Below are 25,377 nucleotides of genomic sequence, written 5' to 3' on the forward strand. Positions count from 1 at the left end.
GTCAGTCCTGGTCGGCGTGCTCGTACGAGGTCGGCGCGGAGTCGAGCAGCTGGCGGGCGGCGACGCCGATGACGGCGCTGTAGGTGGGGTAGGCGTACTCCACGCGCGCCAGCACGGCGACGTCGACGCCCGCGGCCATCGCGGTCGTCACCGCCTGCACGACCTCGACGGCGCTCTCCCCGACGGCGTGCGCGCCCAGCAGCTGCTCGCGGCGGCCGTCGGCGACGAGCTTGAGGAAGCCGCGGGTGCGGTCGTCGATGACGGGGCGCTCCATGCTCGCGAAGGGCACGAGGGCCACGACGCAGCCGGGGTCGCGCTCGCGGGCCTGCTCCTCGGTGAGCCCGACGTCGGCGTAGTCCGGGTCGGTGAACCCGCCGGCGGGCAGCAGCTCGTGGCGGCGGCTGCGGCGCGGCCCCAGGACGGCGTTGACGGCGGCGTCCTCGGCCTCGCGGTGCGCGGCCTGGACGAGCATCGCCTCCTGGTTGGCGTCGCCGACGGCGTAGACGTGCTCGAGGTTGGTCCGCAGGTGCTCGTCCACGCCGATGCCGCGCGCGGTGTGCTCGATCCCGGCGGCGTCCAGCCCGAGCCCCTCCAGGGACGCCGGCCAGCCCGTGCTGGTGATGACGACGTCGAAGACCTCCGAGCGCTCCTGCCCGCCGTCGGCCTCGCCGTCCGTCCAGGTCAGGCGCACGCCCTCGCCGTCGCGCTCCAGCGAGGCGATGCCCGCCACACCGGTGCGCACGCGCACGCCCTGGGCGACGAAGGCCTCCTGGACGGCGGCGGAGACGTCCGCGTCGGTCTGGGCGAGGATCCGCGGGGCCACCTCCAGGAGGGTGACCTCGCTGCCGAGCGCGGCGAAGACCGTGACGAGCTGCGCGCCGGTGTTGCCGGCGCCCACGACGGCCAGGCGCCGGGGGATCGCCGGCAGGTCGAGCACCTCCTCCGGCAGCACGGCCAGCTCCGCGCCGGGCACGGGCAGGCGGCGGGAGTGGCCGCCGACGGCGAGGACCACCGAGCGGCCGCGCAGGCGGCGCCCGGTGTCCTCCAGCTCGACCTCGTGGGGCCCGGTGAGGCGGGCGCGCCCCTCGAGCACGAGGTCGACGCCGGCGTCGGCCAGCTTCTCCGGCTCGGCCTTGGCCGCCTGGACCCGCTCGATCGTCTCCCGGACGCGGGCGACCGTCCGGGTCCAGTCGACGGGCTGCTCGGTGACGGCGATGCCGTACTCCCCGGCCTGGCGCACCTCGCGCACCAGGCGCGCGGTCCTGGCCAGGACCCGCGTCGGGACGCAGCCGGTGTTGACGCACGTGCCGCCGGTGCGCCGGGCCTCGACCAGGGCCGTGCGGGCCCCGAGGCCGGCGGCGCGCAGGGCCGCCGCCGTCCCGGCGGGCCCGCCCCCGATGACGAGGACGTCGTAGCTCTCGGGCTCCTGGGCGCTGGTCTCGCTCACGCCCGCCAGGATCACCCGGCGGGCCGGGAGCCGCCCGACGGGCGGCCACCGGCGGGCTCGGCGCGGCTCAGCGCAGCTGCGCGGACAGCGGGCAGGTGTAGGCGTCGCGGGCGCGCAGGCCCATCACGTTGAGGTGCGCCACCACGGCCGCCATGGCGCCCACGTAGGTCGTCTCCGCGTAGGCGAGGCCGCGCTCGGCGCAGAACGCCTTGACGATCGGCTGCGCCCGGCGCAGCTGGGGCCGGGGCATGCTCGGGAACAGGTGGTGCTCGATCTGCAGGTCGAGCCCGCCCATGCCGAGGTGCACGAGCGGGCCGCCGCGGACGTTGCGCGACATGAGCACCTGGCGGGAGAGGAAGTCGATCTTCGCGCTCTTCGGCACGATCGGCATGCCCGTGTGGTTGGGCGCGAAGGCGCCGCCCATGGCCACGCCGAGCAGCGCGAGGTGGACGCCGACGAAGGCGGCGGCCTTGCCGGGGCTCAGGACGACCAGCAGCAGCGTGAGGTAGGCGGCCCAGTGCGCGCCGATGAGGGCGAGGTCCACGGCGCGGCGCTTGACCTTCCCCCCGGACAGCAGGGCGCGCGCGCTCTCCACGTGCAGGTTGGCGCCCTCCAGCAGCAGGAGCGGGAAGAAGAACCAGCCCTGGTGCTCGGTGAGCCAGGTGCCGACGCGGCCGCGCGGGGCGTCCGCGGCGGGCTCGGTGAAGGCGAAGACCTTGGAGTCGATGTCGCCGTCGACGCCGATCGTGTTGGGCGCCTGGTGGTGGCGGTTGTGCTTGCCGAGCCACCAGCCGTAGCTGAGCCCCGAGGCGAGGCAGGCCATGCCCCGCCCGGCGACCTCGTTGGCGCGCGCGGAGGCGAAGATCTGCCGGTGCGCGCCGTCGTGGCCGAGGAAGGCGCACTGGGCGACGACCAGCGCGAGCGCGCCGGCGAGCAGCAGCACGAGCCAGCTGTCGCCGAGCAGGACGACGCCGGCGGCGATCGCGGCGAGGGCGAGCACCGCGGTGCTCATGCGCCACCAGTAGTAGCCGCGACGGCGCTCGAGCAGCCCCTCGGCGCGGATCTGCCGGGAGAGCTCGGCGTAGGCGGTGGTCGCGCGGTGGCGAGGGGCCAGGGGGGCCGGCGACGGGCCGGCGGGCAGGGGGGAGTGCTGGTCGATCGCGGTCACGGGGGTGCTCCCGGGGGGCGTGCGGTGCGCGTGCGGCGCCGGTCCGCAGCGGCCTGGCTCCGGGCGGGTCCGGGTCCGAGAGGCGAGACGACTACCTCACGAGAGTGGCACGGGGCGTCGAGAGGTGCGCGCGGGAGGGCGCCGACCGGGTGGTCGGCGGCGCGGGGCGTCAAGGGGGCGCCGCGCCGTGCCGACCGCAGGACGTGGGCAGCAGCGGGGGCGGTGGGGCGGCGACGGCGCGCGGGGCGCGGTCCGTGCCCGCGGAGGTGGCGCGCCAGGTGGTGCTGGCGGTCCTCGGCAGCACCGTCGCCGTCCTGCTCACGGCGGCGGCCCTGCGCGCGGCCGGCGGGCCCGACGTCCCGGTCCTGCCGCAGGTCCTGGCCTGGTCGTTCGTCATGGGCGTCCGCGTCAACGCCGTCCAGCGCCTGCTCGGCGGCCCCGACCTCACCCGGCGCACGGTCCTGCGCCAGCTCAACGGGTGCGCCAGCATCACCGTGGCGCTCGCCCTCGGCGGCTTCGCGGTCCTGGTGCCCGCCGCGTGCAGCCTCGTGACCGCCGTCCACGCCCAGTGGGACGAGCGCCCGTCCGCCTGGACCGGGGTCCTCGCCTCGGTGGTGCTCACGGCCGCCACCCAGGCCGCGGTCCTCACGGGAGCGGCCCCCTCGGTGGTGCCGCCGGCCACGGGCGCGCTCCTCGCCGTGGCCGCGCTGCTGCTCGCCGCGGGGACCTCCGCCAACCTGGCGGTGGTGGCGCGCCACCGGCGCGCGGCCGACGCGGCCCTGGGGCAGGAGCGGGCCCGGCGCGACGCCGAGCTCCAGCACGCGCTCGACCACGACGCGCTGACCGGGGCGCTCGGGCGCCGGGGCCTCGGCCGCAGGCTGGCCGCGTCCCCCCGCGGGTGCGGCGCCGGTGGCGCGGCCGCGCTCGTCCTCGACCTCGACGGCTTCAAGCCGGTCAACGACCGCCACGGCCACGTCGTCGGCGACGCCGTGCTCGTCGCCGTCGTCGAGCGCTTCCGCCGCGCCCTCCCGGCAGAGGCGCTGCTCGCACGCACCGGGGGCGACGAGTTCGCGGTCGTCGTGCCCGGCGTCGGGAGCGCGGCGGAGGCCGACGCCATCGCCCGGCGCTTGGAGGCGTGCCTGGCCGCGCCCGTCGTCGTGGGCGACCTCGTCGTCTCCGTCGGCGTCAGCGTCGGGTCCACCTGGACGGCGGGGCGCCCGAGCGCCGAGCAGCTCCTCCTCGAGGCGGACGCCGCGATGTACGCGGTCAAGCGCGGCCGCCACGGGCGCGCCCCTGCCTCCGCCCCAGCCCCCGCCTCAGTCCCCGACGAGGACCCCTGCTCAGCCCCCGACGAGGACCCAGGCGCCGGCGTCCCCCGGCAGCACGCCGTCCTCGACGGGCGCTGAGGCGACGAGCACGCGCGCGCCCGCCGGCAGCGCGACGGGGTCGGCGCCGAGGTTGACCCAGCTCTGCAGCGCCGTGCCCTCGCGGGCGAGGGCCAGCACGTCCGGCGACGGCGTCGGCAGCCACCGCATCGGCCCCGCGCCCGCGAGGTGCTCGCGGCGCAGGGCGAGCAGTCGGCGGTACAGCGACAGGGTGGAGGAGGGGTCGCCGTCCTGGGCCTGCGCGCTCAGCGCCGCCCAGCCCGCCGGCTGGGGCAGGTGCGGTGGCGCGCTCGGGCTCCCGTCGGGCCGCGTCGGCGGGGAGAAGCCGAACGGCGGGGCGTCGCCGGACCACGGCAGCGGCACCCGCGAGCCCTCGCGCCCCGGGTCGGTGCCGCCGGAGCGCGCGAAGATCGGGTCGGTCCTCAGCGCGGCGGGGAGGTCCTCGACCTCCTCCAGGCCCAGCTCCTCGCCGAGGTAGACGTACAGGACGCCGGGCAGCGACGCCGTCAGCACCACCGCGGCCCGCGCGCGGCGCCGCCCCAGCGCGAGGTCGGGCACCTCGTCGGGCCAGCGCGCCCGCTCGGTCTCGTTGGTCCCCTTCTCCGCCCACTGGCTGCGGGCGTAGCGCGTCGCCTGGCGGACGACGTCGTGGTTGGTGAGCACCCACGCGCACGGCGCGCCCGTCAGCCCCGCCATCGCCAGGGACCGGTCGACGACGTCGCGCCACGGCCGCGCCCGCCAGGCCACGTGCAGCGGCTCGAACTCGAAGGCGGTGTGCAGCTCGTCGGGGCGCAGGTACAGCGGCAGCCGCTCGGCCCGCCGCGCCGGCCACGCCTCGGCGACGAAGACCCGCGGCGGGTCGTAGGAGTCCGCGAGCGCCCGCCACTCGCGCCAGACGTCGTGCACCTCGTCCTGGTCCCAGCCCGGGTGCTCCTCGGTCCGCCGGTCGCGGCCCTCGGCGTCGGGCAGGCCCGGTGCCTTCACGAGCCCGTGCGCCACGTCGACGCGGAACCCGTCGACGCCCCGGTCGAACCAGAAGCGCAGGACGTCGAGCATCTCCTCGTGCACCTCGCGGTTCGACCAGTCCAGGTCGGGCTGCTCGGGCGCGAACAGGTGCAGGTACCAGTCACCGGGCTCGCCGTCGGGCGTCGTCGTGCGGGTCCAGGCGGGCCCGCGGAAGCAGCTCTCCCAGTCGTTGGGCGGCAGCTCGCCGTGCTCGCCGCGCCCGGGCCGGAAGAGGTACCGCGCGCGGGCGGCCCCGTCCCCGGCCAGCGCCGCGCGGAACCACGCGTGCTGGTCGCTCGTGTGGTTCGGGACGACGTCGAGCAGCACCCGCAGGCCCAGCGCGTGGGCCTCGCGCACCAGCGCCTCGGCGTCCTCGAGCTCGCCGTAGCGCGGGTCCAGCGCCCGGTAGTCAGCGACGTCGTAGCCGGCGTCGACCATCGGCGAGGCGTACCAGGGGTTGACCCACACGGCGTCGACGCCGAGGGCGGCCAGGTGCCCCAGGCGCGCGCGCAGCCCGGCGACGTCGCCCACGCCGTCGCCGTCGCCGTCGGCGAACGAGCGCAGCACCACCTGGTAGACGACCGCCGTCCGCCACCACTCGCGCCCGGCGTCGGGCGCGACCTCCAGCGGCGCGACCGCGGCGTCGAGCGACGGGTCGGGGACCGGCTCGGGGGTGGGGGAGGCGTTCGGCTCGCGCACGCGGCCATCGTCACGCAGACCCCGCCACCTGGTCGACGGAGGTGACCGCGCACGGTCACCTCCGTCGCACAGCTCCGCCGTCCACAGGCCTCCGGCGCGACGCCGCGGCGTGCGGGACGCTGGCGCGGGTGCGCAGGCGCGAGGTCCCCGAGGAGGTGGCCCGGCTCGCCCGCGCGCAGGCCGGCTGCGTCGCGCGGGCCCAGCTGCGCGCGCACGGCCTGGGGCCCGACGTCGTGCGCCGGCGGGTCGGGGCGGGGCTGTGGCGGGCGCTCGGCCCGCACGTCGTGGTCCTGCACGCCGGCCCGCTCGACGTCGGCGCCCGCCGCGCCGCCGCGGTGCTGCACGCCGGCCCGAGCGCGGCGCTCGGGGCGTGGACGGCGCTCGCGGTCCACGGCCTCGGCGGCTGGGAGAGGGCGGACGCGCACCTCGTGCTGCCGCCCGGGCGCAGCCGGGGACCGCTCGAGGGGGCGGTGCACCACGTGTCCCGGCGCTGCCGGGCCGAGGACGTCGTCGTGCGCGACGGGCTGCGCGTCCACCGCGTCGAGCGCGCCGCCGTCGACGCCGCGGCGTGGTCGCCCTCGGGCCGCGCGGCGGGCGGCCTCCTCGCGGCCGTCGTGCAGCAGCGCCTGAGCACGCCGGCGCGGCTGCGGACGGCGCTGGACGCCGCCGGTGGCCTGCGCGGCGTCGCGGAGCTGCGGGCGGTGCTCGACGACCTGGACGGGGGGTCGCAGGCGATGTCGGAGGTCGACCTGGTGCGGCTGTGCCGCCGGAACGGCCTGCCCGTGCCGGTGCGCCAGGGCGTGCGCCACGACGCCGCGGGACGCCGCCGCTACCTCGACGCCGAGTGGGAGCTGGCGGACGGGCGCCGCGTCCTCCTCGAGGTCGACGGCGTCGGGCACCTCGACCCCGCGCGCTGGTACGACGACCTGCTGCGCGCCGCCGAGGTGAGCCGACCCGGCGAGGTGGTGCTGCGGCTCCCGGCCCGGGCGCTGCGCACCGACGGGGCGCGCGTGGTGGCGCTGCTCCGGGCCCACCTCGCACCGGACCCGTCCTGCCCGAGCGGACCTGCTCGACGGAGGTGACCGTGCACGGTCACCTCCGTCGCACAGGTCGGGCGCACAGGGTCGGCGCACGGGTCGGCGCACGGGTCGGGCGCACGGGTCGGGCGCGCGGCTGTCGGTGGCGCGGGTGACGATCGGGCGGTGCCGCTCCTGCCCAGCCCTCCGACCGACCGCGACGGCGCCGTCGCGTGGGTCGCCGAGCACCTCTCCCACCTGACCTGCGACGAGCCGCCCGCGTACGGGACGTCGCGCTTCCGCGGCGGGCAGGCGGCGGCCGACGCGGCGCTGGCCTCGCTCGACCTCACGGGGTACGCGCGCCGCCGCAGCACCGTGCTGCCCGAGGCGCAGCGCGGCGCCAGCCGGCTGAGCCCGTACATCCGCCACGGCCTGCTGCCGCTGCCCGACGTCTGGGACGCCGCGGCCGCCGCGCCGCCGCGCGACCGCCAGCGCTTCCGCGACGAGCTGCAGTGGCAGGAGTACGCCCGCCACCTCTACGCCCGCGTGGGCCGCGACCTGCGCGAGCCCCTGCGCGCCGGCTCGCCCGTGCCCTCGCCCGGCGCGCCCCCGTGGCGCGACGCGCCCTGGCCGGAGCGCATGGCCTGCATGGCCGCGACGACGGGCGAGCTCCACGAGCACGGCTGGCTGGTCAACCAGACGCGCATGTGGCTGGCCTCGCAGTGGTCGGTGCGCGCGGGCGCGGACTGGCGCGAGGGCCGCGACGAGATGTACCGCCACCTCCTGGACGGCTCGCCCGCCGCCAACGGCCTCGGCTGGCAGTGGTCGGCCGGGACGGCGACGGGCAAGGTCTACGGCTTCAGCCGCTGGCAGGTGGAGAAGCGGGCGCCGCAGCTGTGCCGCTCGTGCCCGCTGCGCGACGCCTGCCCCGTCCAGGACTGGCCGGAGGCGCAGTCCGGCGCCCGGCTCGAGGGCCCGCCCGGGCTCGGCGGCGGCCCCACGGACGCCGGCCCGCGCCGGCCCGAGGTCACCGGCGAGCCGGAGGCCGTCTGGCTGACCGCGGAGTCTCTCGGCGACACCGACCCGGCCCTGGTCGCGCACCCCGACGTCCCGGCCGTCTTCGGCTTCGACGAGCCGCTGCTGGCCCGGCTGCGCCTGTCGGGCAAGCGCCTGGTCTTCCTCGCGGAGACGCTCGCGGAGCTGGGCGCGCAGGTCCACCTCGGCGACCCCGTCACCGAGCTGGCCGGCCGCCGGCTCGCGACGACGTGGACCTACCCGCCGGGGTGGCGCCGCCGGGCCGACCGGCTCGACGTCGTCGCCCTGCACCCGTGGCCGTGGCTGCGCCGGCCGGGCTCGGGCTCGGTCCGCTCCTTCTCCGCCTGGGTGCGCACCGCGCCCGGGCGCGGCTGAGGGTGCTCCCGTGAGCAGGGGAGGCAGCAGGACGGGTCGGGGCTCGGCGCGCGACGCGCTGCCCACCAAGCCGTGCGCGGTGTGCGGGCGCACCATCACGTGGCGCAGGGCGTGGGAGCGCGACTGGGACGACGTCCGGTACTGCTCCGACGCGTGCCGGCGCACCGGCGTCTCCCCGGTCGACGCCGACCTCGAGGCCGCCGTCCTGCGCCTGCTGGACGCGCGGGGCGAGGGGAGGACCATCTGCCCGTCCGAGGCCGCGCGCGCCGTCGGGGGCGAGGACTGGCGCCCGCTCATGGAGCCGGCGCGGGCCGCCGCCCGGCGCCTCGTGGTGGCCGGCGACGTGGAGATCACCCAGGGCGGGGCCGTCGTCGACCCCTCGACGGCGCGGGGCCCGATCCGCGTGCGCAGGGTGCGGCGCCCGCCCGAGCCCGAGCGGGTCCCCCGGTGAGGTGAGCCCCGGGCGTCGACCCGTCGCCGCTGCGGGGCGCCTCGTCGACCGCTCCGTGCTGCCGGGTGCCGGGAGTCGACGACGACGTCGTCCTGCGCCGCTCAGCCCGCGGGCGTGACGTCCGTGTCTCCCGCGGGCGAGGTGCCGTAGTGCTGGTACAGCGCGACGGAGTCGGCGTGCGAGACGTGCTCGACCTCCTCGGCCGCGGGGGCGCTGAGCAGGCGGTCCGCGGTGACGGCGAGGTGCAGCCGCCCGTCGCGGACGTCGGCGTCCGCCAGCGGCGCGAGGCGCTCCAGGCCGGCGACGCGCACGACCGCCCACTCCGGGCGCCCGGTGTGGTCGTCGTCGAAGACGCCGGTCACCGGGCCCAGGGGGGCCCCGTCGGCGTCGACGGCGGGCGTCCCGGGCAGGCCTGCGCCCACCTCCTCGGTGATCGGCACGAGCTCCTCCTGCACGTCCTGTCGTCGTCGTGGTCGCTGGGCTCGGCCCCGACGGCGGTCCGGGTCGATCCTCGCGGCATCGCCGCCCGCGCGCGCGCCGTGGTCGGCGCCGCACCCCCCGCCCGCACGGGCGGGGGTCGCGGGCACCATGATCACGAGCGTCCCACCCAGCGCCCGGCCGTCGTCCGGGGCACTGTGGGGGGCTCGCAGCAGGAGGAGGTCGCGTGGGGGACGAGGCCGGCCGGAAGGCCGCCGGGCAGAGCGGCGCGACGCGCCGCCCTCCGGGGCTCTCTCGCGCCGCCGTGCTGGACGCCGCCCTGGACATCGTCGACCGCCGCGGGATCGGCGACCTGTCGATGCGCAAGCTCGGCGCCGCCCTGCACGTGGAGGCCATGGCGCTGTACCGGTACGTCCAGAGCCGGGAGGCGCTGCTGGACGGCCTCGTGGACCGCGTCATGGACGACCTGTACGCCGACCCGTCGACGCTGCTGCGCCCGGAGGACGACTGGCGCGACTTCCTGCAGCGGGTCGCGGCGGGGGTGCGCCGCATCGCCCAGCAGCACCCCCAGCTGTTCCCGCTGGTGGCCACGAGGCCGCCGGCGGCTCCGTGGATCCGCCCGCCGCTGCGCAGCCTGCGCTGGGTCGAGGGCTTCCTCTCGGGCCTGCAGGAGCGCGGCTTCACCGAGGACGGCGCGATCTACGCCTACCGGGCGTTCGCCACCTTCCTCGTCGGACACCTCCTGCTCGAGGTGTCCGCCCGCGGCGTCGACCCGGTGCCCGCCGCCGCGAGCGACGAGCCGGCGCCCGAGGTCGACCTCACCGCCTACCCCGTCCTGAGCCGCCTAGCGCCGAGGCTGGCGGTCGAGGACCTCGACGAGGAGTTCGCCCACTCGCTGGGGAACCTGCTCGACCGCATCGGCGAGAACTCCCGGCTCGCGCGTCCCGCGGCGCGGGGTTAGCGTCACGAGGCGCCGTCCTTACGGTGTAAATCGCTGACTGCCGCGGTGCGCCGCGGAGAACAGGACGAAGAGCATGAGCGAGTCCCCCAGCACCGGCTCGTCGGCCGCGGGCACCGCCGCGCGGGCCGCGACCCCGAGCGTCCTCGTCACCGACGAGGGCCGCACGTCCATCGCGGACGGCGTCGTGGCCAAGATCGCCGGCCTCGCGGCTCGCGAGGTCAACGGCGTGCACGCCCTCGGCGGCGGCGCGGCCCGCGCCATCGGCACCCTGCGCGAGCGCATCCCCGGCGGCCGCACGAACCACAGCCAGGGCATCGCGGTCGAGGTGGGCGAGCGCGAGGCCGCCGTCGACATCGCCCTCATCGCCGAGTACGGCGTGTCCATCGCCGACCTCGCCTCCGGCGTCCGGCGCAACGTCATCACCTCGGTGGAGCGCATGACCGGCCTGTCCGTCACGGAGGTCAACATCGACGTCAACGACGTCCACCTCCCCGAGGACGACGAGCCGGACGAGAGCGCCGAGCCGCTCCCCGCGCGCGTCCAGTGACGCGCGCGCCCGGCGCGACGTCGTCGCCCGGGCCCGCCCGGGCGGCGGGTTCGGGCGGCGCCTCCGCTGCCCCCGAGCCCGCTGCCCCGGCGCTGCGCGACCAGCAGCCCGACGCGGCCGAGGTCGTGCGGGACGCCGTCCTCGCGGTGCCCGGGGTGGTGTCCCTCTCCGCCGGCGCGCTCGGCGAGGTGGGCACGCACCTGCCGGGCCGGCGCGTGGCCGGCGTCCGGCTCACCGAGGACGAGGTCGAGGTCCACGTCGTCGCCGAGCTCGGCACGCCCGTCCACCTCACCTCCGCCCGCGTCCACCGGGTCCTGGCGGGCCTGGCCCCGGTGAGCGGCCGGCGGGCCCACGTCGTCGTCGACGACGTCCTCGACCCGGCCGCATCGGGTCGGCCCGCCCCTCCCGCGGCCTAGCCCGCACCGCACCGCACGGCGTCCGGCGCACCCCGACGGCCGCCCGCCCGACCCCCTCGTGGAGCACCGGACCACCGGGCTCCCGCCTCGAGACCGGAGCACGCCATGCCCACCTCCTCCGTCGGCCTCCTCGCCGGCCTGCTGCTCGCCCTCGTGGCCGCCATCGGCGGCTTCGGCTACTTCCTCCTGGCGGTCGTGCTCGGGGCGATCGGCCTGGGCGTCGGGGCGCTCCTGGAGGGCAAGCTCGACCTGGCCGCCCTCACGGGCGGCCGCGGCCGTGGCTGAGACCGCCACGGCGCTCCCCACCCCCGTCGCGGACGTCGGCGGACCCGCTGAGCGGGGCTCGCTGCAGATCGCCGACCGCGCGCTGTCGAAGATCGTCACCGCGGCGGCGCGCGAGGTGGACGGCGTCGCCCCCAGCGGGTCGCAGGCCCTCGGCGGCCTCCTCGGCTCGGGCTACCCGAGCGTCGAGCTCGAGTCCGCGGGCTCCCGGGTGCGCGTCCAGGTGGACGTCGCGACCCTGTGGCCGCACCCCGCGGCGCGCGTCGCGGCGGACGTCCGCTCGGCGGTCGCCCGGCGCCTCGACGAGCTCGCGGCCGTGCACGCCGACTCGGTCGCCGTCACCGTCCGCGACGTCGTGCGCCCGACCGCGCGCGGCAGGGGGCCGAGGGTCCGATGAGCAGCCCGGTGGACGCCGGAGCGATGGCTCCGCGCACCGAGGACGAGCGCGCGCCCCTGCGCGGGGCCAAGGAGCGGACCGGCTCCGGGGTCGTGCCCGTCCTCGGCGTGCTGATGTCCCTGCTCCTGCTGGGCCTCGCCGTCGCCCTCGTCCGCGACGCGCTCGTGCTGCTGGGCGTGCTCGGGGGCGCGCCCTGGCTGCAGACGGCGGTCGAGGCGGTCCGCGGCACGGCCCCGGCGACCTGGACGGCCCCCGCGGGAGCGGCCCTGGCGCTGCTCGGGCTGTGGCTGCTGAGCCGGGCCTTCGCGCGGCGGAGCCGCGACGAGCTGCGCCTGCGCTCGCGCACGGCCGTCACCACCCGGCCCCGCGACGTCGCCCGGCTGTCGTCGGCGGCGGCCCGGGACGTCGACGGGGTCCTGCGCGCCCGCACGTCGGCCACCCGCCGGGCGGTCTCGGTCGCCGTCACGACGACCGGCGGGGAGTCGGTGGGCGCCGCCGTGCAGCAGGCGGTCACCGACCGCCTCGCGCCGCTGGAGCGCCGTCCGTCCGTGCGCGTGCGGGTCGAGGGGGGGCAGCCGTGATCAAGCGCAGCGTGCTGGGCGTGGACCGGCTGGCCGCCTTCGTGGCGGGCCTGCTCCTGCTCGCCCTCGGCACGGCCCTGGTCCTGTGGTGGGGCGGCTGGCTCGTGCGCCTGTGGCCCCAGGCGCCGGACGAGCTGACCCTGCGGACGGCCACGGACGCCTTCGCGGCGCCGTGGTGGGCGGGCGCCAGCCTGGTGGCGGGCGTCGTGCTCGGCCTGCTGGCGCTGTGGTGGCTCCTCGCCCACCGCCCCCACCGCAGCACCGGCCCCGTGCGCCTGCAGGGCTCGGACGGCTCCGGCGGGCTGCTGCTCGAGGGGTCCGCCGCCGTCTCGACGGCGGCGGACGTGCTGGAGGACGCCCACGGCGTCCGCTCGGCCCGCGGCCGGCTGGTGCGCGACCGCGGCGAGCTCGTCGCCGAGGTCTCCGCCGTGGTGGAGCCCACGGCCGACCTGGAGCGCGTCGCCTCCGCGGCCGAGGAGGTCCTCACCGACCTCGCCGTCGTGCTGGGGCGCCCCGACATCCGGGGGCGCGTGCGCCTCGCCGTCGCCCGCGACGTCCGCCGGGAGGCGCGCGTCCAGTGACCGGCGGCCCCGGGAGGGCTCGGCCGGGCGCGCGCGACGGGCGGCGCTGAGGGCACCCGCGCGCGGTTACGGTGAGCACCTCCCGGGGCAGCCGTCCTCGGGGCACCGGCGCCGGTGCGGGTCAGCCCGTCACGGCCGACGACGGGGGAGAGCCCTGGAGACCATCGACGACTGGACGCAGACGCTCGGGGCCGGAGCGCTGCTCGGCATCGCGGCGGTCGCCATCGCCGTCCTGCTGCTGCTCATCATCCGCTTCAAGGTGCACGCGTTCATCGCGCTCGTGCTCGTCAGCCTCCTGACGGCCTTCGCGACGGGCATCCCGTCGCAGTTCGTCATCCCCACGCTCACGACGGGCTTCGGCTCCACCCTCGCGAGCGTCGCGCTCCTCGTGGGCCTCGGGGCGATGCTCGGCCGCCTCGTCGAGGTGAGCGGTGGCGCGCAGGCGCTCGCCGACTCGCTCATCAACCGCTTCGGGGAGCAGCGGGCGCCGCTGGCGCTCGGCATCACGTCGCTCATCTTCGGCTTCCCGATCTTCTTCGACGCGGGCCTCGTGGTCCTGCTGCCGATCGTCTTCACCGTGGCGCGTCGCCTCGGCGGCGGCGTCCTGCGCTACGCGCTGCCGACGGCCGGCGCCTTCTCCGTGATGCACATCCTCGTGCCGCCCCACCCCGGCCCCGTGGCCGCATCCGGGCTGCTCGACGCGAACGTCGGCCTGGTCCTGCTCGTCGGCCTCGTCATCGCCCTGCCGACCTGGTACCTGTCCAGCTACCTGTTCGGCCTGTGGGCGGGCAGGCGCATCGTGCTCGGCGTGCCGAACATCCTCTCGGGCGGCGAGGAGCGCGAGCCCGACGCGAACCCGCCGAGCCCCGGGCTCGTCATCGGCCTGCTCCTGCTGCCCCTGGTGCTCATCTTCCTCGAGACCGGGCTCAACACGCTGACCTCGGCGGGCGTCCTCGACGGCTCCGCGGGCTGGGTCAACCTGCTGCGCGTCTTCGGGGCCACGCCGGTCGCCCTGCTCATCACGGTGCTCGTCGCCTCGTACGTGCTCGGCACCCGCCGCGGCCGCGGCGGCGAGGTCGTCCAGGGCCTGCTGGACAGCGCCCTCGGGCCCGTGTGCGCGATCATCCTCATCACCGGCGCCGGCGGGATGTTCGGCGGCGTCCTGCGCGCCAGCGGCATCGGCGACGCCCTCGCCGACGCCCTGGGCGACATCGGGCTGCCGATCGTCGTGGCGGCCTTCGTCATCTCGACCCTCCTGCGCGTAGCCCAGGGCTCCGCGACGGTGGCCCTCACCACGGCGGCCGCCCTGGTCCAGCCCGCCGTCGCCGCCGGTGGCTACACCGAGCTGCAGGTCGTCGCCATCGTCCTGGCCCTGGCCGCCGGCTCGGTGATGCTGAGCCACGTCAACGACTCGGGCTTCTGGCTCGTCGGCCGCTTCCTCGAGATGGACGTCAAGACGACGCTGAAGACCTGGACGGTGCTCGAGACGCTGCTCGGGCTCATCGCCTTCGCCCTGGCCGCGGTGGTCTTCGCCCTCGGGTAGCCCCCGACCCCCCCGACCCCCGACCCTGCGAGCCGCGACGGCCCCGACCCCCAGCGGGGTCGGGGCCGTCGTCGTGCCGGGCGGGCTCAGGACTCGAGCGCGGCGTCCAGGGTGATGTCGACGCCGGTGAGCGCCTTGCTCACGGGGCAGCCGGTCTTGGCCGACTGCGCGGCGCGCTCGAAGCCGTCGGCGTCCAGGCCCTCGACCTCGCCGCGGACCACGAGCACGATCCCGGTGAGCCGGAAGCCGCCGTTCGCCTCGTCCGGGCCGAGCGAGACGTCCGCGCGCACCTCGAGGCTGTGCGGCGTGCCGCCGGCCTCGGCGATGACGTTCGAGAGCTGCATCGCGAAGCACGCGGAGTGCGCCGCGGCGATCAGCTCCTCGGGGCTCGTGGTGCCCCCGGCGTCGTCCGCTGCCCGCTTCGGGAACGAGACGTCGTAGGTGCCGACCTTCGAGCTGGAGAGCTCGACCTGGCCGGAGCCGTCCTGCAGGCCGCCGTTCCAGGCGGTGCGAGCGGTGCGCGTGGGCATGGGTCCTCCTGCGGTCGGCGCCGGAGCGACCGGCGCCTGTCTGGGTCCACCGGGGCGTGCACCACCCGCCGCGGCGGCGAGGTGGCCGAGGACTCGAACCCCGTCGGCGCGCCGCCGCTTCCCGCTGGGCCGGACGGGCGGCGCGGCCCCGCGCGGGCGGGGCGTCCGGGTGGGACCCCCGCGGGGGTGGTGACCCGCGGCGGTGGGCCCCGCCACGGTGGGCGCCGCGCCGACCACCGGCGGCGATCCCGCCCAGCCCTCGCAGGAGCAGACCGTGACCGACACCGCACGCCCCCCCGCCGTCCCCGACCCCCGGCTGCGAGCCCGCCCGGGCGCGCGACCGCGCGCCGCCGCCGGCCTCGCGCTGGTCACCGCCGCGGGCCTGCTGGCCCCCCTGGCCGCTGCGCCCGCCGCCGCGGCCGCGGGCGCCTCCGCCGACGCCTCCACCGACGTCCGGGCCGACGTCCGGGCCCCGGGCCGCCTGGCGCCGCTCGAGGACACCTGGGGCGACGACACGACGCGGGAGGACGAGGCCGCCAGCCGGGCCACGGGGACGTGGTCCGCCCCGGCCGACCAGGGCTCGGCGTTCGTCCTCACCCGGGAGACGGGGGCCCAGGCGGTGTGGGCGATGCCCGCCGCCGACGGCGGCCCGACCACAGGCCGGGGCGTCGGCGTCGCGATCCTCGACACCGGCATCGCCCCCGTCGCGGGGCTCGACGCGCCGGGCGCGGTGGTCGAGGGGCCGGACCTGTCGCTGGAGTCGCAGTCCCCCGCGCTGCGGGGCCTGGACGGCTTCGGGCACGGCACCCACATGGCGGGGCTCGTCGGAGGGCGCGACGCCGAGCTCGAGCTCGGCGAGGAGGTGAGCCCCGAGCGCTTCTCCGGCATGGCCCCGGGCGCGACGCTCGTCGACGTCAAGCTCGGCACGGCCGACGGCGCCGTCGACGTCAGCCAGGTCGTCGCCGCGCTCGACTGGGTGGTCGAGCACCGCGCGGAGACGGGCGTGCGCGTCGTCAACCTCTCCTACGGCACCGGCTCGACCCAGCCCGCGGACCTCGACCCGCTGGCCCACGCGGTCGAGAGCGCGTGGCGCGCCGGGGTCGTCGTCGTCGTGGCGGCCGGGAACGACGGCGAGGGCGGCCCCTCGCCGCTGACCATGCCCGCCGCCGACCCGTGGGTCCTCGCCGTGGGCTCCTCCGACCACCGGGGGACCCCGTCCCGGGCGGACGACGCGGTCGGGGCGTGGACGAGCAGCGGCACGGACGCGCGGCGCCCCGACCTGCTGGCGCCCGGCAAGTCCGTCGTGAGCCTGCGCGTGCCCGGCTCGCTGGCCGACGTCGAGCACCCCGAGGGCCGGGTGACGGGCGACGCCGAGGGCCGCTTCTTCCGCGGCACCGGCACGTCGCAGTCCGCGGCGGTCGTGTCCGGCGCGGCGGCCCTCCTGCTCCAGCGCGACCCCTCGCTGACGCCCGACCAGGTCAAGGGCCTGCTGGTCGCCAGCGCCGAGCCCCTGGCCGGGGACGGCTCGCCCGTCCAGGGGGCGGGCGAGCTGGACGTGCTCGGCGCCGTCCAGCTCCTCGACGCGCAGCGCGCGGCGGGCGGGGTGCCCGCGCACGCCCAGCAGCACGCCGTCTCCACGGGGCTCGGCTCCCTGGAGGCCTCCCGCGGCGGGGTCCACGTCGTCGACCCCGGCACCGGTGCCGCGCTGACCGGTGAGCAGGACGTCTTCGGCGTCGCGTGGGACGCCCCGTCGTGGGCGGCGGCCTCCAGCGCCGGCACGGCCTGGGACGGCGGCGCCTGGCGCGGCTCGGTCTGGGCAGCCGACGGGTGGGCCGGCCCCGGCGCGTGGGGGTCGGTGGAGTGGCAGGGCGCCAGCTGGACGGGCCGCTCGTGGCGGAGCACCTCCTGGACCTCGGCGGTGTGGGAGGGCCGGTCCTGGCGGGACCAGTCCTGGACAGGGCGCTCGTGGCGGGACGAGTCCTGGTCGGGACGGTCGTGGCGGGGCTACCAGGCCTGGTAGCCCCTCCCCGGGCGGGGCGGTCGGGAGACCCTCGACCGCCCCGGGGGACACGTCCCTCGGAAAGGGCTCAAGCCGGGCGGCCTGCGCGCCGATGCACGACGCGTGGAGACGATGCGCGCAGGCATCCCGGCGCCCCTGCGGCCCTGGGGCGTCGCCGTCCTGTGCGCGCTGCTGCTCGCGCTCGCCGTCTGCGCCGCGTCCGCCGCGCCGGAGGCGCCGCTCGTCGCCTCCCCCCTCCCGTGGTGGGCCCTCGTCCCGGCGTTCGTCCTCGCCGAGCAGCTGGTCGCCCACGTCCAGGTGCGGCGGGAGCTCCTGACCGTCTCGCTGCGCGAGGTGCCGCTCGTCGCGGGCCTCTTCCTGCTCACCCCGGCCGAGCTGGTCGCGGCCGGGGTGCTCGGCGCCGCGGCGTCCATGGCGCTGCTGCGGCCGGGGGCGCTGAAGGCCGGCTTCAACGTCTGCCTGGTCGCCCTGGAGACGGCGCTGGCCGCCTGGCTCCTGCAGGCGCTGCTCGGGGGGGCGCCGCTGGGGAGCGGGACCGCGGCTCTCGCCGTGCTCGCGACCGTCCTGGCCGTCGACCTCGTGAGCGCGCTCGCCGTCACCGCCGTCGTGTGGGTCGTCTCGGGGCGCATCGACCGCGGGGTGCTGCGGGACTCGCTGACCGTGGGCGCGGTCTCGGCGGCGGCCAGCGCGAGCGTCACGCTGCTCGTGCTGACCCTCGCCCAGGACCGGCCCGGGGCCCTCGTGCCCCTCGCCGTCGTCGTCCTCGTGCTGCTGGCGGCCCACCGCGGGCACGCGAAGCTGCGGCGCGACCACGAGCGCCTGGAGGACGTGCACCGGCTCGCCGCGCGCTTCAGCTCCTCCACCACCGGGCGGCGGGCGCTGGCCGAGCTCGTCCTGCGCGAGGCGCGCGACGTCATGAGCGCGACCACGGCGGAGATGGTCTGGGAGGTCGCCGACGGCTCGTCCTGCGGCTGGATGCGGCTGGACGGCGACCGGGTGGTCTGCGAGGCCGCTCCCCCCGACGACCCGTGGTGGTCAGCGGTGCGGACGGGGGGCCAGCCGGTGCTCCGGGCGGCGGAGCACGGCCGGGGCCCCTCCCTGGCCGTGCCCCTGGGCAGCCACGACCAGCAGTGGGGCGTGCTCGTGGTCGACGACCGCAGCCGCGCCCTCGGCCCGTACACCGCGGCGGACGTCCGGCAGCTGCGGCTGGTCGCCGACCAGGCCGGCGTCGCCCTCCAGCGGGCGCGCCTGACCGAGCTGCTGCGCACCGACCTCGCCGAGCAGGAGCGCGCGGCGTCCACCGACGCCCTGACCGGCACGCCCAACCGCACCGGTCTCCTCCGGCGCCTGGACGAGGCGCTGCGGGACGGCCCGGCCACCGTCCTCGTGGTCGACCTCGACGGCTTCTCCGACGTGAACGAGGCGCTGGGGCACGACGTGGGGGACCAGGCCCTGCGCGCCGTCGTGCGCCGCCTGGAGCGGGGCCCGGGGCCGGCCGGCGCCGTCGTCGCCCGCCTCGGCGACGACGAGTTCGGCGTGCTCCTGCCCGGTCTCACGGGCACCGAGGAGGTCGTCCGCTGCGCCGAGGCGCTGCTGGCGGGCGTGGGCGAGGCCGAGGCGGGCGACCCGCCGGTGGACCTGTCGGCCACGGGGGGCCTGGCCGTCGGCGGGCCCGAGGACGACGCGGCGGCCCTGGTCCACCGCGCGGAGACCGCCCTCGCGGGGGCCCGCGCGGACCACCACCCCCTCCGGATCTGGTCGGCGCGCGACGAGGCCAGGACGGCGCGCCGCCTCGCCCTCGTGGGCGCCCTGCGGGTCGCCATCAGCGCCGGCGACCTCGACGTCGCCTACCAGCCGGTCGTCGAGCCCGTGAGCGGGTCGCTGCTGGGCGCCGAGGCGCTCGTGCGCTGGACGAGCTGCGAGCACGGGCGCGTGGGGCCCGACGAGTTCATCCCCCTCGCCGAGCGCTCCGGCCTCGTCCAGCCGCTGACGGAGGTGGTGCTCCGCCGCGCGCTGGCGGACGCCGCGCGCTGGCGCCGGCAGCACCCGGGCTTCGTCGTCGCGGTGAACCTGTCCACGCGCGTGCTGCAGCACTCCGGCTGCGCCGCCGGCGTCGCCGCGGCGCTCGCCGAGGCGGGCCTGCCGGCGTCGGCCCTCGTGCTCGAGATCACCGAGACGGCCGCGCTCGTCGACCTCGAGCAGTCGCTGCTGGCGCTGGGGGAGCTGCGCGCCCTCGGCGTGCGCCTGTCGGTGGACGACTTCGGCACCGGGCACTCCTCGCTGTCCTACCTGCAGGTGCTGCCCGTGGGGGAGGTCAAGATCGACCGCAGCTTCGTCGCGACCATGCTCGAGGACGCCGGCAGCGCGGCCATCGTGCGCGCCGCCGTCCGGCTGGGGCAGGACCTCGGCATGCACCTGGTCGCCGAGGGCGTCGAGGACGCGGAGACGCTGGCGGCCCTCGCCCGCCTGGGCGTGGACGCGGTGCAGGGCTACCACGTCGCCCGCCCGATGCCCGCGGCCGACTTCGACGAGTGGGCGCGGGGGCGCCGCTGCCCCGCGCTGCCCGCCCCGCGCGCCGCGACGGCGGTCGGCGCGGCGCCGGACCGCGCGAGCGGCACCGCGTGAGCGCGGCGCCGGGACGCCGGGCCGTGGTGCCGCTCGTCGCCGGGGCCGCGGTGCTGGGGCTGGGCTCGCTCGTCGTCCCCGAGGGCCCGCGGCTGGCGGCGGGCACGGGGATGTCGGTGCTGCTGCAGCTGGCGGCCGCGGTGGTCGTGGTCGCGGGGCTGCGCGCCGCCCCGGCGCGCCGGCGCGTCCTGGTGCCCCTGCTGGGGGCCCTGGTGCTGTGGGCCCTCGGCATGCTCGGCGTCCTCCTCGAGGTGCTCCTGACGGGGGAGCCGTCCTTCCCCTCCGCGGTCGAGGGCCTGTTCGTCGCCGCCTTCCTCGGCTTCGCCGCCGCGGTGCTGCTGGACCTGGACGCCGGGGCCGCGACGCGCCCCCGCGCGGTCGTGGCGCTCGAGACGGTGGTGCTCGTGGGCGGCGGCGTCAGCGGGGCCGCCGGCGTGATCGCCGCCGCGCTGCTGCTCGGCGCCGTCGGCGCCGTCGTCGCGCTCGGCCTCCTCCACGCCGGCGTCTGGGCGACGCTGCTCGTGCTCGTCGTCGTCCAGTGCGCCCGCCGCACGAGGCCCTGGGACGCGCGCTCGGGGGCGCTCCTCGCAGGACTGGCGCTCATGGTCGTCTCCGACGCCGCCCTCTTCGTCGCCGCCGGGGACTTCGGCGAGGCCGCCGGGCTCCTGCGCCTCGCGGTGTCCGAGTCGGGTCTCCTGCTCCTCGCGCTCGCCCTGTCCCGCCCGCCGTCGCCCGCCTCGTGGGGGACGAGCGGGGTGGGCGTCCCCGCCGTCGTCGCCGCCTCCACGACGGCGCTCGGCCTGCTGGCGGTCCGGCCCGCGCTGCCCGCCCCCTTCGGCGGGTACGTGGCGGGCACGGCGCTGACGACCTCCCTCGCCGCGACGGCGCTCCTGGGGCTGGCGCTCGCGGGCGCCCGCTCCGCCTCCGCGGCCCACGCGCTGGCGCGCACCGACGAGCTCACCGGGGCGGCCAACCGCCGAGCCCTGCGCGAGGAGGTGGCCCGCCCCGGGGCCGGCGGCGTGCTGGGACTGGTCCTGGTGGACCTCGACGGCTTCAAGCAGGTCAACGACGAGCACGGGCACGCGGCGGGCGACGCCGTCCTCGTCGCCACGGCCCACCGGCTGCGGGCGGCGGCCGGGCCGGGCGACCTCGTCGTGCGGCTCGGCGGCGACGAGTTCGCCGTCCTCGTCCGCGGGGCGGCGGCGTCCGAGGCCGGCGTCGAGGCCCTGGCGCGGCGGTGCCGCACCGCGCTGGCGGCGCCCCTGGCCCTCGGCGAGGTCGTGCTCGCGGTGGACGGCTCGCTCGGGACCGCGCGGCGCCTGCTCGGCGGACGCACCCGCGACGACGCCGAGGAGGCCCTGGACGCCCTGCTCCGCCAGGCGGACCGGGCCATGTACGCCGTCAAGGCCGCCCGGGCGGCCCGGCCCCCCCGACCGCGCCGCTCGGTCGAGCCGGGGGAGGCCGAGGGTGTCAGCGCGCCAGGAGCTGCTGGGCGCGCCGCGTGCCCAGCAGGCCGCGCAGGTAGTCCCGGTTGCGGGCGCTGACGGACAGGCCGTCGCCGCCGTAGTGCTCGCAGGTGACGGGGCCGCGGAAGCCGTGCTCGAGCGCGTCCATGAGCATGGTGCGGTAGCTCATGACGCCGGTCTCCAGCGGCGCGGGCGCCGTGCTGATGGCGCCGGTCGTCGCGTCCTCGGTGCGCAGGTAGTTCTTCGCGTGCCAGAAGTTGGTGTGCGGGAGCACCTTGGCCGCCATCTCCTGCCAGCGCTCGACGGGGCGGTGCAGGCGCTGGAGGTTGCCCAGGTCGGGGTTGAGGCCCACCTCGGGCAGGTCGACGTCGGTGACGAAGCGCACCGCGTCGTCGGCCGTGCCCAGGTAGGTGTCCTCGTACATCTCCAGGGAGAGCACCATCCCGGTCCCGGCGGCGTGCCGGCCCAGCTCGCGCACGCGCTCCACCGCGAGCCGGTAGGTGTCGGGGTCGTCCGAGTCCACCGGTCCCTGGGCGGTCCAGAACCACTGGGCCTCCCGCTGGGCCGGCGCCAGCGCCCGGAAGAAGCCGATGTTGAAGACCTGCGCGCCCACGGCCGCGGCGGCGTCGATGCCCCGGTGCAGCGTGGCCATGTTCTCCTCGCCGCGCTCGGGGTCCACGGGGCTCTCGCGGGCCGTGGAGACCGCGGGCACGCGCAGGCCGAGGTCGGCCACGACGTCGCGGAACTCCTGCAGGCGCTGCGGGCTGAGGTCGCCCAGGCGCAGCCAGGAGTCCGTCGGGTCGACGCAGTCGAAGCCCGCGTCCGCGACGTCGCCGAGGGCCAGGGCCCAGCCCTCGGCGCTCTGGTCCTGCACCGAGGTGCCGTCCGCGAGGGTGGCCGGGTACTGGATCATCGCCGCGGCGATGGGCCAGTCGTCCGGTCCGGTCGGGGTCGTGCCGGGCTGGGTGGGAGCCACGGTGCCTCCTGGGGTCGGTGCTCGGGTGGGCGGGCTCCGCACAGCCTCTACCATCGTCGCGCCGAGGGGCGGCGTCGGGGAGGTCGGGGTGCAGGGGGTCACCGACGGCTTCGCGACCATCCTGCTCGTCATCGCGGTGGGCGCCCTGGTGGCGCACCTGCGCGTCGTCGACGAGGGCGGCCAGGCGGTCCTGTCGCGCGTGGCCTTCACGGTGGCCAGCCCCGCCCTCATGGTCGTCGTGCTCGCGGACGCCGACGTCTCCCGCCTGTTCACCGGCTACGTCGGGGCGATCGCCGCCGGCCTGGTCGTGACGGCGACCACCTACCTCCTCGTCGCGCGCCTCCTGCTGCGGCGCGACCTCACCGGGACCACGGTCGGGCTGCTGTGCACGGGCTACCTCAACGCCGGCAACCTGGGGCTGCCGGTGGCCGCCTACGTGCTCGGCGACGCGGCGCTCATGGCGCCGGTGCTGCTGCTGCAGATGCTCGTCCTGCAGCCGCTCGCGCTGGCGGCCCTGGACCGGGGCGCGGACGACCGTCGCTCGTCGGCGCTGCGCCTGCTCACGGTGCCGGTGCGCAACCCCATCACCGTCGGGGCGCTGACCGGCGTGGCGCTGGGCCTCACGGACGTGCAGCTGCCGACGGCGGTCGCCGCCCCGCTGGGCCTGGTGGCCGACATGGCGGTGCCCACCATGCTGCTCGCCTTCGGCGTCTCCCTGCGGCTCGGTCCGCTGCCGGGGCGCGGGAGCTCGGTGCCCGAGCTGGCGCTCGTCACGGGGCTCAAGGTGGTCGTGCAGCCCGCGGTGGCGTGGGCGGTGGCCGGCCCGCTCCTCGGCCTGCCGGACGAGGACGTGCTCGCCGCCACGGTCATCTCGGCGCTGCCCACGGCGCAGAACGTCTTCGTGCTGACGTCCCGCTACAGCACCGGGAGGGCGCTGCTCACCGCCCGCGACGCGATCGCGCTGTCGACGCTCGCGTCCGTCCCGGTGATGGTGGGGCTGTCCGGCCTCCTCCTGTGACGCCCGCGCCGTCCCCGCCGCAGCGCGGAGGCCTCACTGCAGCGCGGAGGTGAGCCGCGCGAGGTCCTCGAGGACGCGCTGGCGGCGCGGGCGCTCCGACCACTCCTGCGCGCTCAGCAGGTGGCTGACCTCGCGGCGTCCCGCCTCGGACGCGCGCACGGCCGCCGTGGGGCCCGTGCCGCGCACGACGAGCGAGATCTCCAGGTCCAGCTCGAAGGAGCGGATGTCCATGTTGGCCGATCCGAGCATGACGACGTCGTCGTCGACGGTGATGTGCTTGGCGTGCAGCACGGTCGGGGCCGGGTAGAGCCAGATGCGCACGCCCGCCTCGAGCAGCGCGTCGTAGTAGGAGCGCTGGGCGCGCGTGGTGACGGCCTTGTCGGCGATCTCGCCGGTGTAGAGCTCGACCTCCACCCCGCTCAGCGCCGCCGACGTGACGGCGTGCAGGAGCGACTCGTCCGGCACGAAGTAGGGCGTCGTGATGGCGACGCGCCGCTGCGCGCCGCTGACGAGCGCCGTCGTCATGCGCAGGGCGCTCTGCCGGTCCAGGCCCGGGCCGCTCGGGACGACCTGCACGAGGTCGTCCCCGCGCGGCGCGGGCGGGTGCTCGGCGAGCGGCGGCGGCTCGCCCGCCTCGCTGCGCCAGTCGGCGGCGAAGACGGCCTCCACCGCGGCGACGGCCGGGCCCTCGAGGTGCACGAGCACGTCCTGCCACCGCAGGCCCTTGCGCCGGTTCGAGCGCTTCTCGTAGCTCGGGTCGATGAGGTTGAGCGAGCCGACGAGGGCCACCTCGTGGTCGACGACGACGATCTTGCGGTGGTTGCGCAGGTCGGGGCGCTGGTAGCGGCCCCTCAGCGGCTGGACGGGGAGCGAGTACCGCCACTCGACGCCGGCCTCGTCGAGGACGCGCCGGGCCCGCTTCCAGCCCGGGTAGGGCAGGCAGCCGAGGTGGTCGGCGAGGACCCGCACCTGCACGCCGCGGCGGTGGGCGCGCACGACCGCGTCGAGGACGGGCCTCGTCGTGCCGTCGAGGGCCAGCGTGTAGTACTCGACGTGCAGGGTCTCCCGCGCGCCGTCGACCACCTCGACGAGGTGGCGGACCTGGTCCTCGATGCCGAGGACCACCTCCACGCGCCCCCCGCGCAGCAGGGGCGCGGCGCCGAGCGCGCCCATCAGCCGGGTGAGGCCGCCCAGCCAGGTCGGCTCGGGGTCGTGCTCGACGAGGTCGGGCACCTCCGGCGCCCTCTCCGCGAAGCGCTCGCTCGCGAGCGCCTGGTCCCGCTGGCGCTCGCGGGGCAGGTCGGGCCGCCCGATCACCAGGTAGGCGAGACCGCCGAGGATCGGCAGGAAGAAGATCGCGAGCAGCCACGCCAGCCCCGCGCTGGGGAGGCGGCCCCGGGGCACCGACACCAGCGCGAGCACGCGGATCGCCATGTCGACGACCAGCAGGACGGAGCCGACCTGCGCGGGGAGCTGGAAGAGGTCGGCGATCACGCGGGGCCGCTCCGCCGGCGCGGGAACCTCCGCTGTCGCGCGACCTCGTACAGGGCCACCCCGGCGGTCGCCGCGGCGTTGAGGGAGCTGGCGGACCCGCCGATCGGGATGCCCGCCACGTCGTCGCAGGCGCGGCGCCAGGCCGCGCTCATGCCCGTGGCCTCGGTGCCGACCACGAGCACCACCGGACCCGTGAGGTCGAGCGCGTCCAGGTCCTGCGCGCCCCCCTCGTCCGTGCCCACCACGCGCAGCGGGACGCCGCGGTCGCGGTGGCGCTGCACCCAGGCCAGCACCTCCGACGGCGCCGGGACGGCGACGACGGGCACGGCCAGCATCGAGCCGGTCGACGCCCGCAGGGCCCGCGAGTCCGTCGGGTCGGCCGAGCGCCCGCAGACGACGACGCCGTCGGCGCCCAGGGCGTCCGCCGAGCGCACCGACGAGCCGAGGTTGCCGGGGCTGGCCGGGCGGTCCAGGACGAGCACGAGCGCGTCGGGGCCCACGGGGATGCGGTCCAGGTCGTCGGGGCGCGTGCGCGCGACGAGGACGAGCTCGACGCCCTCCTCGCCGTCCTCGGGCTCCTTCTCGGCGAGGACGGCGAGGAGCTCCGGCGCCATCCGCGCGCGGACGGCGTCGGGGTCGGCCTCGTCCCACACGCGCTGGGCCCAGGGGCTGAGCGTCCGGTCCAGCGGCGCGAGCACGGCGGCCAGCGGCCAGTCGCGCTCCAGCGCCGCGCTGACCGGCCGCACCCCCTGCACGAGCATCTCGCCCTGGCGGTGGCGCTTGGAGCGGTTGCCCCGGAGGGCCTCCCACTGCTGGAAGCGCGCGTTGCGGGTCGTGATGCGCAGGACGTCGGTGGGCATGGGCGAAGGCTCCCAGACGCGGGGCCGCCGAGCCGCCCCGCGCACCGCGGCCCCGCCGGGA

General features: G+C 77.8%; 24 protein-coding genes. 16 read left to right on the top strand and 8 right to left on the bottom strand.

Translation table 11 applies throughout. The annotated features are described in order from the left end of the window. Nucleotide 1: 1 nt before the first annotated feature. Nucleotides 2-1,447 carry an NAD(P)/FAD-dependent oxidoreductase gene (locus tag Q0848_RS11920; protein WP_299037819.1) on the bottom strand — a complete coding sequence of 482 codons (1,446 nt, stop codon included), beginning with the start codon at nt 1,445-1,447 and terminating at the stop codon, nt 2-4. A gap of 67 nt (nt 1,448-1,514) precedes the next feature. Then, on the bottom strand, nt 1,515-2,615 hold the full coding sequence (locus Q0848_RS11925; protein ID WP_299037821.1) for an acyl-CoA desaturase: 1,101 nt from the start codon (nt 2,613-2,615) through the stop codon (nt 1,515-1,517). 203 nt (nt 2,616-2,818) lie between these two features. Between Q0848_RS11925 and Q0848_RS11930 the strand changes: the two genes are divergently transcribed. After that, a complete protein-coding gene (locus Q0848_RS11930) occupies nt 2,819-4,021 on the top strand; it encodes a diguanylate cyclase domain-containing protein (protein WP_299037822.1) in 1,203 nt (400 codons plus the stop codon). Here Q0848_RS11930 and Q0848_RS11935 read toward each other — a convergent pair. Next, a complete protein-coding gene (locus Q0848_RS11935; RefSeq protein WP_366146576.1) occupies nt 3,956-5,632 on the bottom strand; it encodes an alpha-amylase family glycosyl hydrolase in 1,677 nt (558 codons plus the stop codon). The two genes, Q0848_RS11930 and Q0848_RS11935, sit on opposite strands and share 66 nt — an antisense overlap. A 200-nt stretch (nt 5,633-5,832) precedes the next feature. Here Q0848_RS11935 and Q0848_RS11940 point away from each other — a divergent pair, with 200 nt between their 5' ends. The 3 genes from Q0848_RS11940 to Q0848_RS11950 all read left to right on the top strand — a co-directional run bounded on the left by Q0848_RS11940 (nt 5,833) and on the right by Q0848_RS11950 (nt 8,581). After that, nucleotides 5,833-6,786 carry a hypothetical protein gene (locus Q0848_RS11940; protein WP_299037824.1) on the top strand — a complete coding sequence of 318 codons (954 nt, stop codon included), beginning with the start codon at nt 5,833-5,835 and terminating at the stop codon, nt 6,784-6,786. Between the two features lie 120 nt (nt 6,787-6,906). After that, complete coding sequence (locus Q0848_RS11945) at nt 6,907-8,130, top strand: FAD-binding domain-containing protein (RefSeq protein WP_299037825.1); 1,224 nt, start codon at nt 6,907-6,909, stop codon at nt 8,128-8,130. A 10-nt stretch (nt 8,131-8,140) separates the two neighbouring features. Beyond that, nucleotides 8,141-8,581 carry a DUF2256 and DUF3253 domain-containing protein gene (locus tag Q0848_RS11950; RefSeq protein ID WP_299037826.1) on the top strand — a complete coding sequence of 147 codons (441 nt, stop codon included), beginning with the start codon at nt 8,141-8,143 and terminating at the stop codon, nt 8,579-8,581. Between the two features lie 101 nt (nt 8,582-8,682). Here the strand turns inward: Q0848_RS11950 and Q0848_RS11955 are convergent, their stop codons facing one another. Beyond that, nucleotides 8,683-9,021: a hypothetical protein gene (locus Q0848_RS11955; protein WP_299037827.1), complete on the bottom strand. Its 339-nt coding sequence runs from the start codon at nt 9,019-9,021 to the stop codon at nt 8,683-8,685. 224 nt (nt 9,022-9,245) lie between these two features. On the opposite strand from Q0848_RS11955, the gene Q0848_RS11960 reads away from it, so the two are divergent. From Q0848_RS11960 to Q0848_RS11995, 8 genes are all read left to right on the top strand, one after another. Further along, the gene (locus tag Q0848_RS11960) at nt 9,246-9,980 is read left to right on the top strand and encodes a TetR/AcrR family transcriptional regulator (protein WP_299037828.1); all 735 of its coding nucleotides are present in this window, start codon (nt 9,246-9,248) and stop codon (nt 9,978-9,980) included. A 73-nt stretch (nt 9,981-10,053) separates the two neighbouring features. Further along, nucleotides 10,054-10,527 (top strand): Asp23/Gls24 family envelope stress response protein, encoded by a 474-nt coding sequence (locus tag Q0848_RS11965; protein WP_299037830.1) that lies wholly within the window; start codon nt 10,054-10,056, stop codon nt 10,525-10,527. Continuing rightward, complete coding sequence (locus Q0848_RS11970; protein WP_299037831.1) at nt 10,524-10,943, top strand: hypothetical protein; 420 nt, start codon at nt 10,524-10,526, stop codon at nt 10,941-10,943. The genes Q0848_RS11965 and Q0848_RS11970 overlap by 4 nt, the downstream gene beginning before the upstream one ends. 105 nt (nt 10,944-11,048) lie before the next feature. Beyond that, a complete protein-coding gene (locus Q0848_RS11975) occupies nt 11,049-11,228 on the top strand; it encodes a DUF2273 domain-containing protein (protein WP_299037832.1) in 180 nt (59 codons plus the stop codon). Continuing rightward, nucleotides 11,221-11,622 carry an Asp23/Gls24 family envelope stress response protein gene (locus Q0848_RS11980; protein ID WP_299037833.1) on the top strand — a complete coding sequence of 134 codons (402 nt, stop codon included), beginning with the start codon at nt 11,221-11,223 and terminating at the stop codon, nt 11,620-11,622. The genes Q0848_RS11975 and Q0848_RS11980 overlap by 8 nt, the downstream gene beginning before the upstream one ends. After that, the gene (locus Q0848_RS11985) at nt 11,619-12,203 is read left to right on the top strand and encodes a DUF6286 domain-containing protein (protein WP_299037834.1); all 585 of its coding nucleotides are present in this window, start codon (nt 11,619-11,621) and stop codon (nt 12,201-12,203) included. The genes Q0848_RS11980 and Q0848_RS11985 overlap by 4 nt, the downstream gene beginning before the upstream one ends. Beyond that, nucleotides 12,200-12,784: a hypothetical protein gene (locus Q0848_RS11990; RefSeq protein WP_299037835.1), complete on the top strand. Its 585-nt coding sequence runs from the start codon at nt 12,200-12,202 to the stop codon at nt 12,782-12,784. The genes Q0848_RS11985 and Q0848_RS11990 overlap by 4 nt, the downstream gene beginning before the upstream one ends. Nucleotides 12,785-12,938: 154 nt before the next feature. Then, on the top strand, nt 12,939-14,327 hold the full coding sequence (locus Q0848_RS11995) for a GntP family permease (RefSeq protein WP_366146577.1): 1,389 nt from the start codon (nt 12,939-12,941) through the stop codon (nt 14,325-14,327). An 86-nt stretch (nt 14,328-14,413) separates the two neighbouring features. Here the strand turns inward: Q0848_RS11995 and Q0848_RS12000 are convergent, their stop codons facing one another. Then, on the bottom strand, nt 14,414-14,857 hold the full coding sequence (locus Q0848_RS12000; protein WP_299037836.1) for an OsmC family protein: 444 nt from the start codon (nt 14,855-14,857) through the stop codon (nt 14,414-14,416). Between the two features lie 274 nt (nt 14,858-15,131). Here Q0848_RS12000 and Q0848_RS12005 point away from each other — a divergent pair, with 274 nt between their 5' ends. From Q0848_RS12005 to Q0848_RS12015, 3 genes are all read left to right on the top strand, one after another. Then, the gene (locus Q0848_RS12005) at nt 15,132-16,877 is read left to right on the top strand and encodes a S8 family serine peptidase (RefSeq protein ID WP_299037838.1); all 1,746 of its coding nucleotides are present in this window, start codon (nt 15,132-15,134) and stop codon (nt 16,875-16,877) included. 111 nt (nt 16,878-16,988) lie between these two features. Further along, nucleotides 16,989-19,502, top strand: coding sequence for a bifunctional diguanylate cyclase/phosphodiesterase (locus Q0848_RS12010; RefSeq protein WP_299038048.1), 2,514 nt, complete (start codon nt 16,989-16,991; stop codon nt 19,500-19,502). Next, nucleotides 19,499-21,046, top strand: a complete 1,548-nt coding sequence (locus tag Q0848_RS12015) for a GGDEF domain-containing protein (RefSeq protein WP_299037840.1) — start codon at nt 19,499-19,501, stop codon at nt 21,044-21,046. The genes Q0848_RS12010 and Q0848_RS12015 overlap by 4 nt, the downstream gene beginning before the upstream one ends. Here the strand turns inward: Q0848_RS12015 and Q0848_RS12020 are convergent. After that, a complete protein-coding gene (locus Q0848_RS12020; protein WP_366146578.1) occupies nt 20,973-21,881 on the bottom strand; it encodes a sugar phosphate isomerase/epimerase family protein in 909 nt (302 codons plus the stop codon). The two genes, Q0848_RS12015 and Q0848_RS12020, sit on opposite strands and share 74 nt — an antisense overlap. A 151-nt stretch (nt 21,882-22,032) precedes the next feature. On the opposite strand from Q0848_RS12020, the gene Q0848_RS12025 reads away from it, so the two are divergent. Then, nucleotides 22,033-22,962 (top strand): AEC family transporter, encoded by a 930-nt coding sequence (locus Q0848_RS12025; protein WP_299037844.1) that lies wholly within the window; start codon nt 22,033-22,035, stop codon nt 22,960-22,962. Nucleotides 22,963-22,995: 33 nt separating this feature from the next. On the opposite strand, the gene Q0848_RS12030 is transcribed toward Q0848_RS12025, so the two are convergent. Beyond that, nucleotides 22,996-24,456, bottom strand: a complete 1,461-nt coding sequence (locus Q0848_RS12030; RefSeq protein WP_299037846.1) for a phospholipase D-like domain-containing protein — start codon at nt 24,454-24,456, stop codon at nt 22,996-22,998. Beyond that, nucleotides 24,453-25,316 (bottom strand): TrmH family RNA methyltransferase, encoded by an 864-nt coding sequence (locus Q0848_RS12035; RefSeq protein WP_299037848.1) that lies wholly within the window; start codon nt 25,314-25,316, stop codon nt 24,453-24,455. Before Q0848_RS12035 ends, Q0848_RS12030 begins: the two co-directional genes overlap by 4 nt. Nucleotides 25,317-25,377 lie beyond the last annotated feature (61 nt).

This window comes from uncultured Pseudokineococcus sp. (genome assembly GCF_947495735.1).
Taxonomy (GTDB): domain Bacteria; phylum Actinomycetota; class Actinomycetes; order Actinomycetales; family Quadrisphaeraceae; genus Pseudokineococcus.